Annotated in this window: 11 protein-coding genes; 9 read left to right on the top strand and 2 right to left on the bottom strand. The window is 60.0% G+C overall.

The genetic code is table 11. The features are described from left to right. Positions 1-86 precede the first annotated feature (86 nt). Both ACR0D8_RS12820 and ACR0D8_RS12815 read left to right on the top strand, forming a co-directional pair. Positions 87-8,969: a Tc toxin subunit A-related protein gene (locus ACR0D8_RS12820; RefSeq protein WP_480646962.1), complete on the top strand. Its 8,883-nt coding sequence runs from the start codon at positions 87-89 to the stop codon at positions 8,967-8,969. Positions 8,970-9,256: 287 nt separating this feature from the next. Continuing rightward, positions 9,257-10,048 carry an endonuclease/exonuclease/phosphatase family protein gene (locus ACR0D8_RS12815; protein WP_480647120.1) on the top strand — a complete coding sequence of 264 codons (792 nt, stop codon included), beginning with the start codon at positions 9,257-9,259 and terminating at the stop codon, positions 10,046-10,048. 73 nt (positions 10,049-10,121) lie between these two features. On the opposite strand, the gene ACR0D8_RS12810 is transcribed toward ACR0D8_RS12815, so the two are convergent. Then, the gene (locus tag ACR0D8_RS12810; RefSeq protein WP_480646960.1) at positions 10,122-10,709 is read right to left on the bottom strand and encodes a TetR/AcrR family transcriptional regulator; all 588 of its coding nucleotides are present in this window, start codon (positions 10,707-10,709) and stop codon (positions 10,122-10,124) included. Between the two features lie 102 nt (positions 10,710-10,811). Between ACR0D8_RS12810 and ACR0D8_RS12805 the strand changes: the two genes are divergently transcribed. Next, entirely contained in the window at positions 10,812-11,540 is a 729-nt protein-coding gene (locus ACR0D8_RS12805; RefSeq protein ID WP_480646958.1) for an antibiotic biosynthesis monooxygenase family protein, read from the top strand. Positions 11,541-11,673: 133 nt separating this feature from the next. Beyond that, positions 11,674-12,756 carry a hypothetical protein gene (locus ACR0D8_RS12800; RefSeq protein ID WP_480646957.1) on the top strand — a complete coding sequence of 361 codons (1,083 nt, stop codon included), beginning with the start codon at positions 11,674-11,676 and terminating at the stop codon, positions 12,754-12,756. Here ACR0D8_RS12800 and ACR0D8_RS12795 read toward each other — a convergent pair. After that, on the bottom strand, positions 12,731-14,284 hold the full coding sequence (locus tag ACR0D8_RS12795) for a winged helix-turn-helix domain-containing tetratricopeptide repeat protein (protein WP_480646955.1): 1,554 nt from the start codon (positions 14,282-14,284) through the stop codon (positions 12,731-12,733). The genes ACR0D8_RS12800 and ACR0D8_RS12795 overlap by 26 nt on opposite strands. A gap of 165 nt (positions 14,285-14,449) precedes the next feature. Here ACR0D8_RS12795 and ACR0D8_RS12790 point away from each other — a divergent pair, with 165 nt between their 5' ends. From ACR0D8_RS12790 to glgC, 5 genes are all read left to right on the top strand, one after another. Further along, on the top strand, positions 14,450-15,406 hold the full coding sequence (locus ACR0D8_RS12790) for a homocysteine S-methyltransferase family protein (RefSeq protein ID WP_480646953.1): 957 nt from the start codon (positions 14,450-14,452) through the stop codon (positions 15,404-15,406). Positions 15,407-15,539: 133 nt separating this feature from the next. Continuing rightward, positions 15,540-15,824, top strand: a complete 285-nt coding sequence (locus ACR0D8_RS12785; protein WP_480646952.1) for a hypothetical protein — start codon at positions 15,540-15,542, stop codon at positions 15,822-15,824. Between the two features lie 678 nt (positions 15,825-16,502). Next, positions 16,503-18,881 (top strand): glycogen/starch/alpha-glucan phosphorylase, encoded by a 2,379-nt coding sequence (locus ACR0D8_RS12780; protein WP_480646950.1) that lies wholly within the window; start codon positions 16,503-16,505, stop codon positions 18,879-18,881. Further along, entirely contained in the window at positions 18,878-21,082 is a 2,205-nt protein-coding gene (gene glgB, locus ACR0D8_RS12775) for a 1,4-alpha-glucan branching protein GlgB (protein WP_480646948.1), read from the top strand. Before ACR0D8_RS12780 ends, glgB begins: the two co-directional genes overlap by 4 nt. A gap of 34 nt (positions 21,083-21,116) precedes the next feature. Further along, entirely contained in the window at positions 21,117-22,376 is a 1,260-nt protein-coding gene (glgC, locus tag ACR0D8_RS12770; RefSeq protein WP_475164274.1) for a glucose-1-phosphate adenylyltransferase, read from the top strand. The last annotated feature ends 1 nt before the right edge of the window (position 22,377 follow it).

The raw sequence follows: 22,377 nt of genomic DNA, 5'->3' as shown, positions 1-22,377 counted from the left end.
CGCCACAGCGGCCATTCGCTGCGGTGCTTTTCGTTCAGTGCCCGGATTTCGGCGGCTGAACCTGATTTCCAGACGGAGGACACCTCATGCCCGATCCCATCCTAGATCTTAAGAACCTTCGTACGCTGGCCGGACTTCGCGACCGCACGCTGCACGAGTCGAAGGATGAAAAAACGGTAATTGCCGCATTGGCGGGGATCCGGCTCAACGGGCTGTTGCAGGCCATGACAGACGCGACACCCGGGCATGAGGACGCCGTTCGCGATGCGCTGAAAAAAATGAAGCCCAAAGACCTAGCAAACAGCACCCCCGAAAAGATTGCGCGCACCGTTCTGGATACCGTGGGCCTTGAGGAGGAAGCGCGGGCAAGGGCCGAATCCGTCTTGCTGGACGGTGGCAGGCTGGCTGGTGTGTTCGGCCCCGAAATCACCGATCCCGCGGCTGTGGCGATTGCCGATCTGCCGGAACTAAAGGCCGAGATCGCGCGCGCCAACGTTGCGAAACTGACCGGCATTGCCGGGCTGCGCGACGGCGCGGCAAAGGCGCTTGTGGCGGCCGTGCCGAACAGCGAATTGCTGACCGATCAGCGGGTGGGCACGCTGGTCATCGATCAGGCGCTGACGCAGGCGGAAGGCGAACGGATCGGATTGGTGGCCGGAATGGCCAAGGTTCTGGGCGATGACACCGACGCCGTGGAACGGGTGATCGGAACCGACTATTCCGCACTGCGCGGGCGGATCAAGAAACTGACGGATGTTCTGCGCGTTGAGGACAAAGAACTTGCCAAATCCGTGGACCCGAAACTGGCCGCCAGCGACCGGGCCGAAGCGGTTGCCCGCGCCCAGTCGATCAAGGTCAGGATCGAAGAGAGATACCCCACCGAAGGTCTGGCGGCGCGGCTAAAGACCCCGCCCACCGACCAGCTACGGCAGGCATATGGCAGCGTACGCGCGCTGCTCAAGGACGATCCCGCGGCGCTGGACACCACACCTCCCGGCGCGGACGAGGCCACCGCCAGGGGGCTGTCGGAGGTCCGCGCGATGGTCAACGCGTATCCCGGTCTTGGCATGCGCGAGATCGTGGCACAGGGCGCGGCGGTTCAGTCGACGGTAACCAAACTGAATCAAAGGGTTGCCGTATTCGAGGACTTTGCCAAAACCAACGACTCGATTGACCTGCGCAGCATGGATTTCACGCCCGGTTCGAAAGACATGAAGACGCTGGAATTCGGCACCATGTCAGCCGCCGATCAGGATGCTGTTGTCGGCGTTCTGAAAGCACGCGCGCGGACCCTGAGTGTCGGCGGGTCGGTCCGCACCAGTGCCGCGCTGATGAAAAGCGGTCTGCATTCCGGGCTGAACATTGCGGACATGCACACCGACGAGCTTGTTGCCAAGGCAGGCGTTACCGATGCCGAGGCGAGCATCATCATCTCGTCAGCCCGCGACATGCGGCTGGGCGTCAGCAACATTGTCGGAGCCCTGGCCGATGAATTGCGGTGGGAACGGCCTGACTGGACCTGGATCGGACCGCTTCTGGAAGATGTCACCGACGGCCTGAAGGACCTGCCGGGATATGCCGACCTGTTTGGCGATCAAAGCTATTGCGACTGCGCGCATTGTGACTCGATCCTTAGCCCCGCAGCTTATTTCGTGGACCTGATGACCTTTGTAGATGAGAAGGTCACTCAAAAGGAATTCACCGGCGCCAAGACGGATCACGCCCTGAAGCTGCAGAACCGGCGGCCCGACCTTTGGACGGTTCCGCTGACCTGCGACGCCACACATGATCTCGTTCCGACGCTGGAAATCATCAACGAGATACTCGAGGCCGCAATCGCCACACGTGCGGATGCCACCATCAGTGGTACCGACATTCCGGCCATACTGGACAAGGTCTATGGCGATCTTCTGCCCACAGCGATCCGATCCTTCGTGACGCCCTTCGACCGCCGTGTCGCTTCGGCCGACCTCAATCTCAGGGATTTCGATACGGACCGCGCGGAAATCGTGCTGCTGACGGACCCGGATGCCGGTCCGGCGGCCAGAAACAGCGCCGCCCTCGGCCTGTCGGTTGCGTCCTACGAGATGATTACGACGCGCCGCAGCCAATGGGCCTATCTGCGCGCGCTCTACCGCAACAGCTTCCCCAGATCGGGCAATACCGCCGATCCCTTCGACGTACAGGAGCTGCTGCCCGTCATGGAAGTCGACCGGGAAACGCTGGGTGCGATGATCGAGACGGACTTTGTGCAGGGCAGCGACAATATTCGCATCGTGGCGCAGAAACGGTCGATAGACAGTGTTCAGAACGACATAGAACGCGTGACCGGCATGACCCGGGATGCGCTGGACCGGATGCACCGGTTCTGGCGGCTGGCGCGCGCGGTCGGCTGGCATCCGCGCACGCTGGGGGTCGTTCTGGAACGGCTTGGCGGAACACTGAACGATGCAACGCTGTCACGCATCGTGGCAATCGCGCGGCTGGGTCAAAGCCTCGGCCTGGATACCGATGAAGTCCTGTCCTTGTCGGGTCCAATTCCAACAGATCCGGTCGGACCGGACCCCGACGAGCCGGGTTTGATGGACCGGCTGTTCAACGGCGCGGCCGCCGGCGTTGGTGCGGCCCCCTTCCCGGCCCCGGCGCTGCGCTTTGTGCATCCGGCGCTGCGCGACGATGCCGCGCTGCCGGAAACCGGCCCGAATGCCGGCGTCTTTGTCTCACAGCGTCTGCGGGTCGCCTTTGGCATTTCGGATGAAGACCTTCTGGAACTGATCCTGATGCTTGCAACGGACCTTGGTATCGACCCCGAGGCCGCAGCCGAGGAGGACCGCGGGTTTCTGCTGTCCGGCGATGCGCTGAGCCTGCTCTATCGTCACGCGTTGCTGGCGGATGCGCTGCGGCTGAGTTTCGGCGAGCTTTGGCTTGCCATTCGCATCGCCACAGGCGGCAGCGCCGTGACCAACGCTGCGGAATTGTTGCAGCTTGTGATCCTTCACGAACGGTTCGGCCAGCTTTCCGTCGATCTCGAAGTGGCGGCGGCCCTGATGGGGTTGCTGGATGATCCGGTCGAAGACGGGTTGTTCGCCGATGCGGACGTCCTTGCGCTTGACGTAACCGACCAGATCGCCACCGAAGAGCGCACGATCTTCGCCCCCACGGTCTTTGCCTTCCTCGACGGCGTAAGCGAAGACCAGTCGCGCGCCATCGTCGCGGCAAACCCGGCGTTGTTCGACGCAGCGCCGCGCGACATGCTACGGCTGGCCGCTGATGTGGGATTGGCACCTGCCATCGCCGCGCCTGCGGGCGGTTTCCCCAGCGGCATTGCCGAGGCGGACCTTCAGGGTGTGCTTGACCCCTACAATCTGCGCCTTGTCATCCCTGAAGTCACAGCCGCCGCACTGGACATGACCACCGAAAAGCTGAACGCAATATCGACGCTGACCGGTGCGGACATCGTCGCGCAAGCCGTGATTGACGGTATCATTGTGTCGGACCACATTCCGCTTAGGGATGCGGTAGCCCCGATGGTCCGGGCGCTGGCCGCGTTCCAGCACGAGGCTCTGACCGCGGATCGCGTGGTCTTTGCCGATGCCAACCGCGGACTGTTTGATCTGGCCGATCCGGTCGCGCCTTATTCGCGCGACGCCATCCTGTCGCTTGCGGCCTATCTGGACGCGCTGCTGGACGATGACGATCTGCCGGATCATGCCGAGACGGTTGAAACGGTTCTGCTCGCCCATACGCCAGCCGGTGGTTTCGCGGCCGCCGATACAGAACAGTTTGCACGCGCAGCCGGGGGCGATGTCGCTACGATCCGCGTGTTCGAGGCCGGGGCCGACCTGCCGGCAAACGCCCTTGGTGCGCTGGACCGGTTGCGCCGGATCGTCTCATTCGCCGATGACCGCGGCCTAGCCGCCGACGCCATTGCGCTGCTGTCTTCGCCCGATCCCGTAGCACTGGGTGAAGCCGCCGAAAGCCTGAAGGCCGCACTGCAACTGCGGCTGGTCGACGCCGAAAGCTTTAGCAAAGCAATGGAGGTGCACGAGGACGCCCTGCGCGGGCGGCGGCGGGACGCGTTGACCGACTATATCATCCGCGACAGCAACGGTCGGTTCGAGGACCGCGGCGACCTTTACAACTACTACCTGATCGACCCCGATATGGAAGGCTGCGCCCGCACCTCGCGCGTGGTTTCAGCGATCGGATCGCTGCAAAGCTATGTGCATCGGGTGGTACTGAACCTTGAACAGGACAGGCGCGACCCGGATGCGGGCAACCATGTCCATGTCAGCCCAACCCGCATTCCCGCCGATGAATGGGAATGGCGCAAGAATTACCGGGTCTGGGAAGCAAATCGGAAGGTCTTTTTGTGGCCCGAGAATTACATGCTGCCGGAATTGCGCGACAACAAGACGCCGCAGTTCGAGGAACTGGAAAAAACACTTCTGCAGCAGGACATTACCGAACAAACGGTGCTGGATGCCTATGCCACCTATCTTCGTGGTTTCGAAGAGGTTGCCGGCCTGCGGATCGCCGGGGCCTATCACGAACATGTCTGGAGCGACGGGCGCGATGTGCTGCACATGTTCGGGTGCACGTCTGATGACCCGCCAACTTACTACTACTGGACCGTCGAGAACCTGACCTTTTCGAAGCTCAGGGATGACCGGCGCGTTTCCTATTCGGCCCGGCAAAAGCTGGGAATCGCCATCCCTGTGCGCGACGTGTCGCCCATCATCTACAACAACCGGCTGCACGTCTTCTGGCTGGAGGTCAGCACCAACCCCTGGACCCGCGTCCGCGACGGCGAAAACGAGTTCCGGGGCTATAAACACACGCTGCGCCCGCGCTTCTCCTTCCTTAAACTGGATGGCACCTGGAGCACGCCACAAACCATCGAACTGAAGGGCCGCTACTTCACGATGCACGATCAGGGCGTCCTTTTCGAAGGCGTGTACGAACGCGGGACATCCTGGGACGTACCGGCCTGGACGGATGATTTCTCGACCAGCCATACCGAGGCCCAGGACGGGCACACGCTGGTAACGCCGGCCTGGAACAAGGTATATCCGGGCCTTCGGGATGGTGACCTGTACCTCAGCGTGGGCGGGCATCATGTTCCCTACCGCATCGATATGTTCGAACGCATCGGCTATCCGCCGACCGAGGCCGAGCGCAATGGGCTGAACATCTACTGGAACCAGGACCCGACGATCATGCACATCGCCGGGTCTCGCAACGCGCGGCGCATCTATGAACAATCGGTTGAGGGGAGCGCCTTCTGGTTGCCCGGTTCGACGGCCGCAAGACAGGATTTCACCACTGCGCGGTGGAATTTCGAAAGCAATATCTATGGCTTGTCCTACAGTCAGGGCAGTGTGGATGTGGCGGATGATTCCTGGAACCTCGACTCCAGCGATCTTGGCGCCTCGGTGGCCCGGGTCAACGATGAGGAACCGCATGTGGTGGTTCCCGTGTCGGACTGGGGCTTTCCCGCCGCGTTGGTCCAGAAGGATTCGGATGTCAGCTTCTTTCACTGGTCCTTTGACTGGTCCGGGCGCCCATACGAGGCGCGGCGGCTGGGAACGACCGTGCTGGGTGACCTGAGCCGGACGCTGTTCTATGGCGGGGTCGATGGTCTTCTGGACAAGAAAGCACAGGCGGATTACGCCGAGAAATCCCACCTGATCACCAGCGCAAACAACCGCACGCGCGTGGTCGGGCCGACCACGCGTCTGGATTTCACCGGGCCGCTTGGGGTCTATTTCCGCGAGCTCTTCTTTCACATCCCCGCCCTTCTGGCCGCGCATCAGAACAGCCGGGGGGATTTTGCCGCCGCACAGGGATGGTATCAGACGATTTTTGATCCCACCGCCAAGTTCGACAGCGGCGTGGACCTTGGCAGCCTGTCGGACTCTGCCCGGTTACAGGCCGAACGGGATCGTGTCTGGCAGTACTACGAGTTTCAGGGCGTCGCACCGCCAAGCCTGCGCGCCATTCTCACGGACGAGGACGCACAGGAGGCGTATCGCAAGGACCCGTTCAATCCCTATGCGATCGGACGGCTCAGATTGTCGGCGTTCCAGAAAAACATCGTCATGCGCTACTGCGACAACATTCTGGACTGGGCGGACGGCCTGTTCCGGCAATTCACGCGTGAAACGGTGGACGAGGCCCATATCCTTTACGATCTGGTCCGTCAGATTCTGGGGCCGCGCCCCGCGGATGCAGGCGATTGTGGCGAGGGCATCGTGCGTCCCCGTACCTACGAACGCATCAAACCGCATATGGAAAAGGGACAGGACTTCCTGATCGAAGTCGAAAACTGGATCATCCCGAACCGGCCCTACTGGGTCGGCTCCAATGATCTTGTCATCGCGAACCGCACTTATGTGAACTACGAAAGATCCGATTCACTGGGGGCCGAACTGCGCGGCAAGGTCGAATCCGCCGCCAATCTGGATATGCGCTTTGACCAATCGCGGCCCCCGCTGGCGGCAGACAAGGTCGAAATGGCCAGCCTGGGCGCGACCGAACTGATGCTGGGCGACGACAAGACGGTCGCCAACCTGCCGGATTCCGCAACCGCCAAGCCCGCACCCAAGGCCGTGTCGGCCCATGTCGCAGAGGCGCAGCGGTTCGAATTTGCGGTTGCCACCGATGGCCGCCCCGGACAGCAGCTTGACTGGAAACGGACCGGGCGCGTCGATGCCGAACGCGCCAACCTTCGCTATATCGGGGGCGGCGGGCGCAACGGCCGCGTCTGGGGGCGCATACGGCCCGACCGGTTTACCTGGCACGTCGTGCGCCAGGTCGGTCCCGTCTTTTGCATCCCGCGCAACAAGGACCTGCTGGAGCTTTGGAACCGGGTCGAAGACCGGCTCTACAAGATCCACAATTGCCGCAATATCGAGGGCGAGCGCGTCGATCTGGCCCTGTTCGCGCCCGAGATTGACCCCATGGCGCTGGTTCGCGCCCGCGCGGCCGGGCTGAGCCTGAGCGACATTCTGGGCGCGTCCGCGGGCAACCTGCCCCCCTACCGCTTTACCTATCTGGTCGCCAAGGCGCGCGACTATGTGGGTCTGGTTCAGGGGTTTGGCTCCAAGCTTCAGTCGGCGCTGGAAAAACGCGATGCCGAGGAACTGGCCAAGCTGAGGCTGACGCAGGCGATCAACATGCAGAACCTGGTGACAAAGATCCGTGAAAACGAGGTCAAGATCGCCAAGGAAAGCCTGGCAGAGCTGGAAAAACGCAAAGAGATGTTCGAATACCGCGAAAGCCATTTCCAGCAAAAGATCGACGATGATCTGCTGCCCTGGGATCGGGCTGAACAGGTCCTGACCCATGGTGCCGGCGTCAGCAAAATTCTGGCGGCCATTTTGAACGGAACCTCGGGCATTCTGCACCTGATTCCGCAGCTCGGATCGCCGTTTGCGATGAAATATGGCGGTCAGGAACTGGGCCTGTCGGGCGAGAAATGGGCCAAGGTGTTCAAGGACACCGGCGATCTGCTGATGATCGCCGCCAAATCTGCATCGCTTGAGGCCAAATACGCCAAACTGCGCAAGGAGTGGAAGCACGGGCTCAAGCTTGAAGGCTTTGAACTCAAGCAGATCGAAAAGCGTATCAAGGCCGCGAAAATCCGTGTCGAGATTACCGAAAAGGCGTTGTCGAACCATAAGCAGGCGATTGAAGATCAGGAAGAACTGCTTGAATTCTACGAATCCAAATTCGCCGGCGAGGCGCTGTATTCCTGGATGGCGTCCACGCTCCAGACCATCTTCCGGCAGGCCTTCAACGCGGCCATGTCGATGGCGCGGCTGGCGGAACAGGCCTATCGCTTTGAACGACCCAGCGATCAGGCGCAGCTGCTGGAGCTGACATATTGGGAGCCCGGCCAGGCTGGGCTGCTGTCAGGTGAAAAACTGGCCATCGACCTGATCGAGATGGAAAAACGCTATCTCGAAACCAACTACAGGACGCTGGAAATCACTCAGCCCTTCTCGTTGAACCAGCTGAATCCGGCTGCTTTGATGGCGTTGCGCGAAGACGGCGAATGTGAATTCACCGTACCCGAGCTTGCCTTTGACCTGCTATATCCCGGCCAGTACCGCCGGCGTATCCGGTCGGCGCGCCTGTCGGTCGCCTGTGTCACGGGGCCGTATGTCAACATTCCGGTGACGCTGACGCTGACCGGGGCAAAAATACGGGTCGAGCCAACGCTTGACGGCGCAGCCGGGCTGTCGGATTCAGTGCTGCGCCACACGGTGCAGATTGCAACCAGTACCGCACAGAATGACTCGGGCACGTTCGACTTCAGCTTCTCGGACCCGCGCTATATGCCGTTCGAAGGGGCCGGGGCCGTGGACAGCACATGGAAGCTGACCCTGCCCAAGACCTTTGCGCCGTTCGACTATGACACGATAACGGATGTCGTGCTGCACTTGTCCTACACCGCCGAGAACGACGGTGTCCTGCGGGAACGGGTCGAAGCCGAAAACGCCGCCCTCGAAGGGGCGCTGATCGGTGTGCTCGAAAACACGGGCCTGCCACGGGCTTACAGTCTGCGACAGGAGTTTGGCACTGCGTTCCATCAACTGACCACCGGGCCTGCGAATGTGGACGCGGTCGTCACCCTGGACGAACGCGCCTTGCCCTTCCCGCTGCGCGGACGCGACCTTGCGATAGACCGGGCGCTGCTGCTTCTCAAGCCGTCCGAAGGGCGCAATGCGACCGGCACGGAACTGACGGTGAACGGCACGGTGCTGTCGGGCTTTGCCGCAACGCCGGAATTCCCGGGCTATGTCCTGACGGACGCAACCGGCGCTCTGGCCGCGGGGATCACCGGGGATCACACGATCGCCGTGACCGATGCCGGCGACCTCGGCCCCGGTACGGCACCTGCGGCGCTGGCCGAAAACGCGCTGGAAGACATTGTCGTTTATGTGGAACTGACGCTCGACTGATCAGAGGTTTCGCTGAACCAAAAGGAACAAGGACCGGTTGGGTGGATGAAGCCCAACCGGACCGATGCAAGATGTTGGACGTCATTTGTAGCCCGCCCACGCCGCGCCACTGGCGGATGGACATGGGGACTGCCCCCTTTGACCATCGGTTTCGACAAGCCACCCCGAAATAAACGAAGAACCCGCAAGCCAGACACCTCACCATATCTGAGGCCCATATTGCATCTGGCTTGCAACGCAGCGAAAGTCCGGCTGAACCGAGAGGTAGGGGAAACGCTGTGAACATCATGTGCCTGAACGGTTGGGGCGGAAAACTCCACAAACAGTTGTTGCCGTATCTGAAGGAAACCGCCCCGGACATTCTCTGCCTTCAGGAGGTGGTGCACAGCCCGGCATCGGACAAGGATTGGCTGACATACAGGGACGGCGATCACGTCCTGGCTCAGCGTGCGAACCTCTTCCGGGACGTTTGTCATGCCTTGCCCGAACATGAGGCTGTATTTTGCCCGGCGGCGCAGGGCGAATTGTGGGACGAAGATCAACCGATCCCGTCACAATGGGGATTGGCGACTTTCGTTCATCGCTCGTTTCCGATCATCGGACAGGTGCAGGGGTTCGTGCACAAGGACTATTCTCCGGGCGGTTATGGCGATCACCCGCGATCCAGAACGGCGCATGGCGTTCGGGTGTATGACCACGCCCGAACCCGGTTCGTGAGCGTGACGCATATGCATGGTCTGCGCGACCTGAACGGCAAGATGGACACGCCGGAACGTACCGCGCAGGCGCACAGGTTGCTCAGAATCTCCAATCAGGTGTCCCAGCCGGGTGATCTTCGGGTCATTTGCGGTGATTTCAATGTCGCGCCGGGCAGCGAGACCTTAAGGCTCTTGGCCGAGGCCGGGTTCTCTGAGCTGGTAACCGGTCGCGATTTTACCGGCACGCGAAACTCGCATTACAAGAAGCCAGGCAAGTTTGCCGACTACATGCTCATTGATCAGAAAGAAGCTGTCCTCGGATTCGATGTGATCAGCGATCCCGAGGTTTCGGACCACTGCCCGCTTGTTCTGGAGATTTAGCCCGGATCGGGGCTTGGGCATCACAGACCGCCACATTGTCGGCCGCTGATGCTGCGCGGGCCTTCATCCATGGTCAGTTCAGCAAAGCGAGCACCTGTGCTGCTATCGCATCCTTCTCGGCGTCGCTCGGGGACAGGATACCGCGAATGGAGAGGCCGCTGTCTATCGTCACCAGCAATTGCGCAAGCACCTGCACGACCCGGTCGGCCGGTAACTCTCCGTTTTCCTGCGCGGCGATCAGGTTTTTCAGGAACAACTCGCCGGCCTGATCCATGACCTTGCGCGCCGCATCAAAGGCAGCCGGGCTGACGACATTCTGTTCGGTCAGCGTGTTGATCATGAAACAGCCGTGGTAATCATCTCCGTAGCTCAACGCCTTGAAATAATTACGGATATTGTCCAAACCCAGCGGTTCGGCATCCAGCGTCGCCCGGTACGCCACAAGCGTTTGTTCCAGATACAGATCCAGCGCTTCGCGAAACAGGCCGTCCTTGCCGCCAAATTCTCCGTAAAGGCCAAAGCGGTTGACCCCCGTGACCTCTACCAGTTCGGCGAGATGTGTGCCCTCGAATCCTTTCGCCCAGAACAACGCCATCGCGTTTTCCAGAACCTTGTCGCGGTCGTAACTCTTGTGCCTGCCCATGATCTGAATATGGGCCATCGGCTGTCGACGTGCAAGTTTTATCACGCATCGTTCAGAAAAATCTTGACGGCATCCGCGCCGCCGTGATTTATCACCTATCGTTCAGAAAAGGAGATTCCCATGTTCAAAACCCTTGCAATGACCGCTGCGCTGGCTGTGGCGGGCCTGAGCGCCCAGGCGCAAGACAGCACAATTCTGGAGATCGCGTGGTTCAAACTGCACCCCGGTACCGATGAGACCCGCATGCTTGACGGGGCGCAGCATGTGCAGGATCACTTCCTGCCAAGGTTCGACGGCCGGCTCTATCGCGAGCTTATGGTGGATGATCAGGGCAGTTACTGGATCGACTCGATCCATTGGCGCTCGGTTGGCGACTTTGCCAAGGCGGCCGCCGAAATCCTGACCGATCCGGACGGTGCACCGATCATGGAACTGATCGACCCGTCCACAATGGCATGGTTCCACGCCGACCGGGTGCGCCACTGGAAGACGACGGACATCCCTCAGGGCAACGGGTTCACGGAAATCCACGTCTTTCGGCTGGTTGCACCGGGATCAGAGCTTGAATACCTGACGCCAACTACGGACGAAGCGTTCCTGTCCGCTGCCGACTCGGTCCAGCACGTCATCGCGGCCCAACCCGGCTTTGCCGACCGCGAGCTTTTCCAGACGGCGGATGGCTGGTGGATCGATATGACCCACTGGCAGTCGCGCGCCGATGCCGAGGCGGCCGAGGGCGCCCTGGTGGCCGACATGGCTGACCCGCAATCGCCGGCGATGCAATTCATTGCCCAGATCGATCCGAAAAGCCTGAAAACCTTCAAAATGAACCAGAAACGCGTCTGGTGACACTATGGAAAGCCTGCAAACGCGGGCTTTCCCATCCGGGCATCGGCCGACCCCGCGCCCTGCCTTACCGACATTCCAGACCCGAACTTACCGGCCCTTTCAGAGACGCTGCAAAGTTGACCCTGGGGCGGAATTGAACAAACATCGAAATGGCACCCAACCCAAACGCGGCGAGGATGGCCAACTGATACGATTATTCATCATTGCCCTTGCGGTCACCATACTGAATACGATGCCAATCTGGCTGGCCGAACTGGCGGTCAAAAGCGGGATTTCCGAGGTTGCTGCCGGCCTTTTGGCCAGCGTTGTCCTACTATCCGCCGCGTTCGGATGTGCGATTGGTGCCGAAACCGAAAATGTGACATTGCCAAGAACCGCAGCACTTGTTGCCTTCGCAGGCATTGCAGGCGCGGCGACGGTTCATGCAATCGCAGCAGCAGCGCTTTTTATCGGAGCTGGAATCGTCGGCCTGTCGCTGGGTATTGTTTTGGCCTTGCCCTTGTCGCGCAGTTTCAGCGCGACAAAACTATTGCGACTGATCAGCAATGGCATGGCCATCGGCTGTGCCGCCTCATTCCTTCTGCTGGCGGGGATTCACGCAATCGAAACGCCGTTGCTGCCCCTGATGGCGCTTCTGGCGGCGGTTCAGGCGGTCCTGTTGCTGCGGCACCTGCCGTTGGCAAAGAAACAAGAGGCCCGGCACTTTGACTGGAAGCAGGATCTGAGCCTGCTGCCATTCTTTGTCTGCATGGGTGCCTACTGGGCCTTTCTGGAGATCTATTCGGTCGAGCAAAACCTGGGCAGCCTCAGCGCCTGGCTGGCGGGCAGCCTGCTGCTGTCGGCATTGGGATCGTTTCTTGCCGGAACCCTTCCCGAGCGGCTGAACCTGCGTGCCCGAATTCTTGGTCTGCTGCTGGCCGCGCTTGCGGGCGGTCTGACCTATTTGTCTAGTAGCGAGATGTTGATTGGCGTGACGATCCTGATCAACGCCTTTGGCCTGTTCCTGCTATTTCCGCTTTATCTGGACCGTACGGACGCGCCAGCGGCGGGTATGGCCCGCTATCTTCTGGGGTTCGCGATGGGTGGCGGGATCGGGGGGCTTGCAATCGCTTTCGGTGGTTATCCGGCGTTGGCCGCCGCGGTCGCCATCTCGGGTCTGATCGCCCTGCCCGCTTTGATGCGCCTGCAACCTAAGACGGATATTCCGGGATTCTGAGCCCGGCTTTGCGCCAGCCGCGAACGGCCATCTCGCCGTGTTCCGGCGTGATTCCTGTCAATGCAAGCTCGTCATAGGCGACCTCTTCGAAGACAGGAAACATCTCTCGCATGATTGCCGCGGCGGCCTCGGCTTTTTCTGTGTCGCCCAATTCGCCGTGAAGCCATGCCAGATGCGCCTGATACCAGAAAAACTCGGGCATGGGGACCTTCTCAATCTCGACCAGCGCAGCTTCGGTGAAGCCTTGCGATGCATAAAGCCAGCAGCGGGCATAGTGATACCAGCCGGGGTGGACCGGGCTCAGGTCCATCGCACGGTCCAACAATTCCACTGCGCGGTCATATTCGCCCAGAAACAGGTGGCAGGAGCCGATCTCGGCCAGAACATCACAATGACCGGAATTCAGTTCCAGCGCCCGATCTGCAGCGGCACGAAACCCGGCAACATCCATTTGATAGAACAGCGTCAGCGCCAATGTCATAAGGGCAAAGGCGTTCAGCCCATCGCAATCCACCGCCCGGCGCGCGGCCTCTGCCGACAGGTCCAGAGCATCAACTTCGGGACGCTGATTGATATGATAGCGGTACTCTTCCAACAACAGCATGGCATAAGCAGCCCACCCGTCGGACGATTGGGCATCAATGGCCAGCGCGTCCTTCAGCCGGTCCCGGATATCTGCGTGAAGGGAATGGTTGTAGGACCTGTAATATTCATAAAACTGCGCAACCAGTATGTATGTGTCCCAGGAATGGGTGCGCCCGTCAGGAACCGAGCGCGCGGCCTGCTTGGCCATCAATCCGTGGCGGCTGCCCAGCCTGCCAGCGATGAGGGCCGCGATGTCCTGCTGAATGTCGAACAGGCTCTCGGGCCCGCCACCCCGATCAAACTGTTCTGTTGCGACCAGCCGGCCGCCCCGGGCTTCGGTCACCTGCACGGTAACCCGCAATTGGTTCTGCGACCTTCGAATGCTGCCTTCGACGACATGCGTGACTGCATATCGTTCCGACATCTCCATATTCGGAACCCTCTCGGCAGCCAGTTGTGCGGTTGTGCGATGCGACAGCAGAGTCAACTCGCGAAACCGGGACAGGTTCGTGATCGTGTCTTCGGTCAGACCTTCAGCCAGAAACGCGTCATCGGGGTTCGAACCAAGACTTCGGAATGGCAGAACGGCAAGAACAATTCCGTCCGACGGCGGCGCGGATGTGGCAGTGTTTCTGGCGTTGTCGATATCCGCGACAAAGCGGAACCCTTTGCCATGTATCGTACGGATCGTGTGCTGATCCCGCCCCGTGTCGCCAACGGCCTGCCGCGCCTCTTTCATCGCCGTCGATAGCGTGGCGTCGGTGATGAACCGGCCCTGCCACACCTGTTCGACCAACTCGTCCTTCAGAACCACCCGGTCGCGGTTTGCGATGAGGAATTCCAGAATTTCCAGGGTCTGGGGCGTCAGGCTTTTGCGATCCGCGCCGCACGATATCTGAAAGAGGTCGGTATCGATTACACAGTCATTGAACGCGTATTTCATGGCCCGGAACCGATCATGCTTGAAACAATTCTCGTTTGAAACAAACCTAACCCTCATGCTTTCTCAGGAAAAGCTCAGATGCGGCTAAAGGTTCGAAACCGCCGCGCTGCTATTCCCGTTTCATTCCAAACGGCCCGCCTGCGGCCCAGAAACAGGAGAATAGCAATGAAGTATCGCAATGCCCTGCCCCAGTTGAACGGGACCCAGATGCTGGCCGATGGTGGCCTGGAAACCACCCTTGTCTTTCATGACGGGATCGACCTGCCGCTGTTTGCCGCCTTTAAGGCGCTGGATAGTCAGGACGGCATCGACGCCATCGACCGGTATATGCGCGGGTTTGCCGAACTGGCGGTACAAAACCGCCGCGGGTTTGTCATGGACACCCCGACCTGGCGCGCCAGCCCCCGGTGGGCGGCCGAGCTGGGGGTGGACCGCGATCAGCTGGGGGAAGTGCACCGCGAGGTCATCGCGACGCTGGTCGAGATGCGCAAGAATCACGAGACGCCGGAATCGCCCTTTGTGATCAACGGGGTGATTGGACCGCACAGCGACGGCTATGCCCCGACCGAAATTCTGAGCGCGGCAGAGGCCGAAACCTATCACCGGACACAGGTGAACTGGTTTGCCGGGATGGGCGCGGACATGGTCTCGGCCATCACAATGACCTATGTCGATGAGGCCATCGGTATCGTGCGCGCCGCGCAGGAAGCCGACATTCCGGTGGTGATTTCATTCACTGTCGAGACCGACGGTCGCCTGCCTTCGGGTCAGGGCCTGCGCTCGGCCATTGAACAGGTCGATACTGCCACAAACGGCGCTGCGGCGTATTTCATGATCAATTGCGCGCATCCAGACCACTTCCGGCCCGTGCTGGAACAGGGTGGTGACTGGACCGCGCGGATCATGGGAGTGCGGGCAAACGCGTCACGCCTGTCCCATGCCGAGCTGGATGCGGCTGAGGAACTGGATGACGGAAACCCGCAGGAATTCGGCGAGCTTCATCAGGAACTCGGGCGGCTTTTGCCCAATCTGACCGTTATCGGCGGGTGCTGCGGCACCGACCACCGTCATGTCGAACACGTCTGCAAGGCAGCCCGGCAACCCGCCGCAGAAACCGTCTGACCGCCAGGTCGGACACGCAAGTCCGGGCCCCCTAGCCCGCAAACCATCGCGGCACACCAAAGGTTCGGTGAAACCTGGTGAGAGGGGGGCCCGGGCAATTTCGGCGCAATCGCGCCAATTTAAGGAGAGAAAAATGTCCATTGATCGAAATTCCTTTTTCAGAGCCCACGGCGTCCCGATTCCACGTGATTGCAGCTGCATGTCGCTGGAACCGCAGCACGGGTTCAACGGCCCGGTTCGAAAACTGATCAGCCTGTGTGCGCAGTTGTTCAGAGCCCTCATTCGCAAATACCGGCTGCGGCGGGATATCCAGCACGTCAACAAGTTGGACAAAAGACTGCTGATGGACATCGGCCTTGAGCCGGACCGGTTCGTCGACGCCTTGCGCTATGGGCGCGACTTCAATTGGAAGGGCTGAGACGACAACACTGTCTTGCCGCTGCAAAGCAGTGGCAAGAATCCTGAAGGGCGTGCTTTGTATTTCCGAAGCACGCCCAATCTTTTCAGCCGCGACAATTTTCTGGCCGGCACTTCACCCTTGCTAAGAGCCAAAAAGTTGCAAGCCGATTAGATCGCGGACCCAAGGATTTCGGCTCAATACCGGTCAGTGAGCGCCAAAATTGCCCAAAAAATGTTCAAAAACTCTCGGGTCAGCAGGGCTGACGCAGCGTCGCTCCCCGCCGCCAAGGAAAATACTCAGGTTCAGGTCTTTGATTTCGCTCGGTTCCTTCGGATCAACGGAAATCCCGGCCCTTTGGGTCTTTGACAGACCGTTGTCTGATATGATCAGTTACTCGGGCAGCACGCCCGCAATGACCACACAGGAATTCTGAAATCGAAAATTTAAACCGCTTTGACTGGCTACACGCGCCCTATGACCATTCGGGGAATGGGGTCGTTGTTACGACGTGGTGCAGGCGCATTCGTCCGCAGGGCCAAGACTGGAAAAAGCGGAACGTTACCTGCAGTGGCGGCAGAACACACAGCACCCGGGGACGATGATGAACAGATTCTGAGAATGTGAAATCCCTGTCCGACCGAGAAGGCGCAGCCTTCACAACCAATCGCCCCCGAACTCTTTCTAAAAAAGTCGACAATGAAATCAGAAATCCTCAAACACCTCACTTACTCGCTTGGCAAGGACGCCGAGCACGCTTCGACCTATGACTGGCGGATGGCCCTTTCGCTGACTTTGCGGGACCGTATCGTCGACTCGTGGTTCGAAAGCACACGCGCGACATACCAGTCCGGGGCGAAACGCGTCTATTACCTTTCGATGGAATTCCTGATCGGCCGCATGATCGAGGATATGGCCGCCAATCTAGCGCTGACAGATGACATCCGGGCTGCTCTGGACGAGTTGGGTCAGGACGCAGATGTCATTTTCCACGATGAACCGGATGCCGCGTTGGGCAACGGTGGGCTGGGCCGGCTGGCGGCCTGTTTCATGGATTCGCTCGCAACGCTGGGCATTCCCGCGATCGGCTACGGAATCCGGTATGAGCACGGGCTGTTTGAACAGAGCTTTTTAGAAGGACGGCAGATCGAAGGTGCGGAATCCTGGCTGAGACAGCGGTTCGCTTGGGAGTTTGAACGCCCCGAAGTGCGCTACAGGATCGCGTTCGGCGGGTATGTCGATCACAATGGCGGCAAGGCCGAATGGCACCCGTCTGATACCGTTGTCGCGCAGGCGTTTGATGTTCCGGTTGTTGGCTGGCAGGGCAAATGGGGCAACACCCTTCGTCTGTGGTCGGCACAGCCGGAAAACGACTTCGATCTGGAAAGCTTCAACAAGGGCGATTACCTGGCGGCCAGCCGGTCCGAAGCGTTGGCGCGGACAATCTCGCGGGTTCTCTATCCCGACGACACGACCGAAGCAGGCAAGGAACTGCGGCTGAAGCAGGAATATTTCTTTACCGCCGCCTCGATCAACGATCTGGTTCGCCGGTTCCTGACAGACCACGATGACATCCGTGAATTGCCAAATGCCGTCGCCATCCAGTTGAACGACACCCATCCCGCCATCGCCGGGCCGGAACTGGTGCGGATTCTGGCTGACGATCATGGCCTGCCGCTGGATGCGGCGATCTCGCTTGCACGAAACTGTCTGGGTTACACCAACCACACGCTGTTGCCCGAAGCGCTGGAAAGATGGCACGAGGGGCTTCTGGGCCGCGTCCTGCCCCGGCATCTGGAGATCATCCGGGTCATCGACGACATGCAACAGCAGGAATTTCCCGGCAGCCCGCGCATCCTGCACCACGGCGAGGTCAGAATGGGAGAGCTGGCGTTCATCATGGCCCATAAGGTCAACGGCGTCTCGGCGCTGCACACCGATCTGGTGAAAGAAACGGTGTTTGCCGATCTGCACCGCATTCACCCCTCGCGAATCGTCAACCAGACCAACGGCATCACGCCGCGGCGATGGCTGCATACGTCCAACCCCGCCCTGTCGGACCTGATCACACGGGAAATCGGCGACGGCTGGGTTGCGGATCTTGAACAGTTGAAACAACTGAAGGATCGCGCCGGAGATCAGGCGTTTCTGACGGATTTCCGCGCAGCCAAACGGCACAACAAGGAACAGCTTGCAGGCTGGATTTCTGAGAAATGCGGGGTTTCCGTCGACCCGGACGCCATGTTCGATGTGCAAATCAAACGTATTCACGAATACAAGCGCCAGTTCATGAATATTCTGGAAACCATCGCGCTTTGGAATGAGATGCGGGATGAGCCGAACAGGGACTGGACCCCACGCGTGAAAATCTTTGGTGGCAAGGCCGCGCCGGGCTATCACGTGGCCAAGCGGATCGTGCACCTGATCAATGACGTGGCGAAGGTCATCAATGCCGACCCTGCCACCGCTGACCTGCTCAAGGTGGTGTTCCCGCCGAACTACAACGTGACCATGGCGGAACAGCTGATCCCGGCTGCCGATCTGTCCGAACAGATTTCAACCGCTGGTAAAGAAGCGTCCGGCACCGGAAACATGAAATTCGCCCTGAACGGCGCTTTGACGATCGGCACTCTGGACGGGGCCAACGTCGAAATTCGCGAGCATGTCGGGGCGGACAACTTCTTTCTGTTCGGCCTGACCGCATCGGAAGTCATGGAGCGGCGCACCCAGCATGAATACGCGCGCCGGGCGATTGCCTCCAGCCCGCGGCTGCAGCGGGTGCTGGGCCAGATATTTGACGGCAGGTTCTCTCCGGAAGAGCCGGGGCGCTATCATTCGCTGATCGGAACGCTGTACGACCATGACTATTTTCTGGTGACATGCGACTTTGACAGTTACTTTGAAGAACAGCGCCGGGCCGATGCGGCCTATCGCGACACCGACCGCTGGACTGCGATGGCCTTGCAAAACACGGCCAGCATGGGATGGTTTTCGTCGGACCGGACGATCAAAGGATATGCGCGCGACATCTGGCATGCCGAAAGCGCCGAAACCTTGGCTTTGGGGAAAACAGCATGAACACCGAACTGATCCCTCGTGACACGGTACTGGCTATTGCCGGCGGCGCGCACGGGGATCCGTTCTCGGTTCTTGGGATGCACAGCGTCGATGGGCGTTTGTCGATCCGGTGTTTTCATCCTGAGGCGGACACTGTCGAGGTACTGGATCAAAAGACCGGGCGCAAACTGTGCGCCCTGTCGCGGGTTGAACCCGAAGACGGCGGCGTGTTTGCCGGAACTGTTCCGCGCCGGAAAAAAAGGTTCTCTTACATTCTGCGCCTGACCCGTGGCGACGATACCTGGACCGTGCAGGACCCGTATGCGTTCGGGTCATATCTGGGCGAGATTGACGAATACCTTCTGGGCGAAGGCACGCATGGGCAGCTTTGGCGCGCCCTGGGTGCGCATGTCGTCGACCACGGCGGTTCGGACGGCGTTCATTTTGCCGTTTGGGCACCCAACGCGCGGCGGGTGTCGGTGGTGGGCGATTTCAATGGCTGGGACGGGCGGCGGCACGTGATGCGCCGACGGGGCCAGACAGGGGTACATGAGATATTCCTGCCCGATCTCGGCGAAGGTACAGTCTATAAATACGAGATCGTGGGCGACAACGGTCAGCTTCTTCCGCAAAAGGCCGACCCGGTCGGGTTCGGCGCCGAGATGCCGCCCAAGACGGCCTCGGTGGTGCGCGATCTGAAAGGCTATCAATGGGGTGACGACGCATGGATGTCGTCACGCAAGGGGCGGCATGGGGTCGATCAGCCGATGTCCGTTTATGAAGTGCATCTGGAAAGCTGGCGGCGTGTGCCGGAAGAAGGTGGGCGCGCCCTGTCCTACCGCGAACTTGCGGATGTTTTGGTTGGGTACGTCCGTGACATGGGATTCACCCATATCGAGCTGACGCCGATCTCGGAATACCCGTTTGGCGGCTCGTGGGGATATCAACCCATCGGCCTATTCGCGCCGACCGCCCGTTTTGGCCCGCCCGAAGATTTTCGCGCATTTGTGGACGCGTGCCATCAGGCTGATCTGGGCCTCATCATTGATTGGGTTCCGGGCCATTTCCCGACGGATCAGCACGGTCTGGGGCGGTTCGACGGCACCGCGCTTTATGAACATTTCGATCCCAAGGAAGGTTTTCACCCGGACTGGAACACGCTGGTCTATAATTACGGCCGGTCAGAAGTGGCCAACTACCTGACTGCCAATGCAAAATTCTGGATGGAAGAGTACCACATCGACGGGTTGCGGGTGGATGCGGTCGCCTCGATGCTTTACCGCGACTACTCGCGCAAAGAGGGCGAGTGGGTGCCCAATGTCCATGGCGGCCGGGAAAACCTTGAGGCAATAAGCTTCCTGCAGCGCATGAACGAGGCGGTTTATGCCGCCTATCCCGACGCCATGACCATTGCCGAGGAATCGACCGCATTTCCCGGCGTTTGCGGCATGACCTCTGACGGCGGTCTGGGGTTCGGGTTCAAATGGAACATGGGCTGGATGAACGACACCCTGCGTTACATGGCTGAAGACCCGGTGCACCGGAAATACCATCACGACAAAATGACTTTTGGTCTGCATTATGCGTTCTCCGAGAACTTCGTCCTGCCGCTCAGCCATGACGAGGTTGTGCATGGCAAGGGGTCGTTACTGGACAGAATGCCGGGCGACGACTGGCAGCGCTTTGCCAATCTGCGGGCCTATTACGGGTTCATGTGGGGACATCCCGGCAAAAAGCTTTTGTTCATGGGGGGTGAGATTGCGCAGGCCTCGGAATGGAACCACGAACAAAGCCTCGACTGGCACTTGTTGGAACACGGCCCGCACGAGGGCGTGCAACGGCTGGTGCGGGATCTGAACGCGCTCTACCGTGCGACGCCGGCGCTATACGAGAAAGACTGTCAGGCCGACGGGTTCCAATGGATTGACGGCGGCAATGCCGATGAATCGGTGTTTTCGTGGGTGCGCTATGGCACTGACGAAAGCAAACCGATCCTTGCCGTGGCGAACTTCACGCCTGTACCCAGAACCGGTTATCGGATCGGAGTACCCGCGCCAGGGTTCTGGGCCGAGCGGCTGAACACGGATTCCATGTTTTATGGCGGCAGCAATCAGGGCAACGGGGACGGCGTGACGTCCGAGCCCGTTCCGGCGCATGGCTGCGATCACTCGATCGCCTTGACCGTGCCGCCGCTGGCCACCGTATTCTTTGAGCTACGATAAGAATAATTGAAAGGCTTCATTGGGAGGGGACATTATGGAACGAGACCGTTACCGACTGGCACAGCAAACGATGGCTTACGTCCTTGCTGGTGGTCGAGGAAGTCGCCTCAAGGAAATGACGGATGTGCGGGCCAAGCCGGCCGTGTATTTCGGCGGCAAGACCCGGATCATAGATTTCGCTTTGTCCAACGCAGTGAATTCGGGCATCCGGCGGATCGGCGTCGCCACGCAATACAAGGCGCACAGCCTGATCCGGCACCTGCAACGGGGCTGGAGTTTCTTTCGCGCCGAGCGCAATGAATCGCTCGATATACTGCCCGCGTCACAGCAGCTCGATGAAGAGAACTGGTACAAAGGCACCGCCGATGCGGTGACTCAGAACATCAACATTCTGCGCGGCTACGGTCCGAAATACATTCTCGTCCTGGCCGGTGATCATGTCTACAAGCAGGACTATTCCCACATGATCGAACAGCATGTCCGGTCCGGGGCCAAGGTAACGGTTGGATGTGTCGAAGTACCCCGGGAAGAGGCCAAGGGGTTTGGCGTGATGGCCGTGGACGAAACCGACAAGATCCTGGATTTCGTCGAAAAGCCGGCCGACCCGCCGGCAATGCCCGGCAATCCGGATCAGTCGCTGGCCAGCATGGGGATTTACGTATTCGAAGCGGAGTATCTCTACAGCATCCTCGAAAAAGACGCCTTGAACGCGGAGTCCAGCCACGATTTCGGCAAGGACATTATCCCGGACATCGTGGCCGAAGGCGGCGCGATGGCGCATCCCTTCAGCCGCTCCTGCGTCATGTCGGGTCTGGAGGACGAGCCATACTGGCGCGACGTCGGAACGATTGACGCCTATTGGCAGGCGAATATCGACCTGACCGATTTCAAACCCGGGCTCGACATCTATGCCACCGACTGGCCGATCTGGACCTATTCCGAACTGACCCCGCCGGCTAAGTTCATCCACAACGAAGAAGGCCGGCGCGGTCAGGCGGTGTCGTCAATGGTGTCCGGTGCCTGCATCGTCTCCGGTTCGTCGCTCTATCGGTGTTTGTTGTTCACCGGCGTTAAAACACATTCCTTTTCGCAGCTTGAAGGTGCGGTCGCGCTGCCTTACTGCGAGGTCGGGCGTCGCGCCTACCTGAAAAACGTTGTCATCGACCGTGGCGTCAAGATACCACCCGGGCTCATTGTCGGCGAAGATCCCGAACTGGACGCCAAACGGTTCCGGCGTACCGAAGGCGGCATTTGCCTGATCACACAGGCCATGATCGATCGATTGGAAATGTGAC

The sequence above is a fragment of the Ruegeria sp. BG10 genome, assembly GCF_056538575.1.
This window is presented reverse-complemented; position numbering and strand designations above follow the sequence as displayed.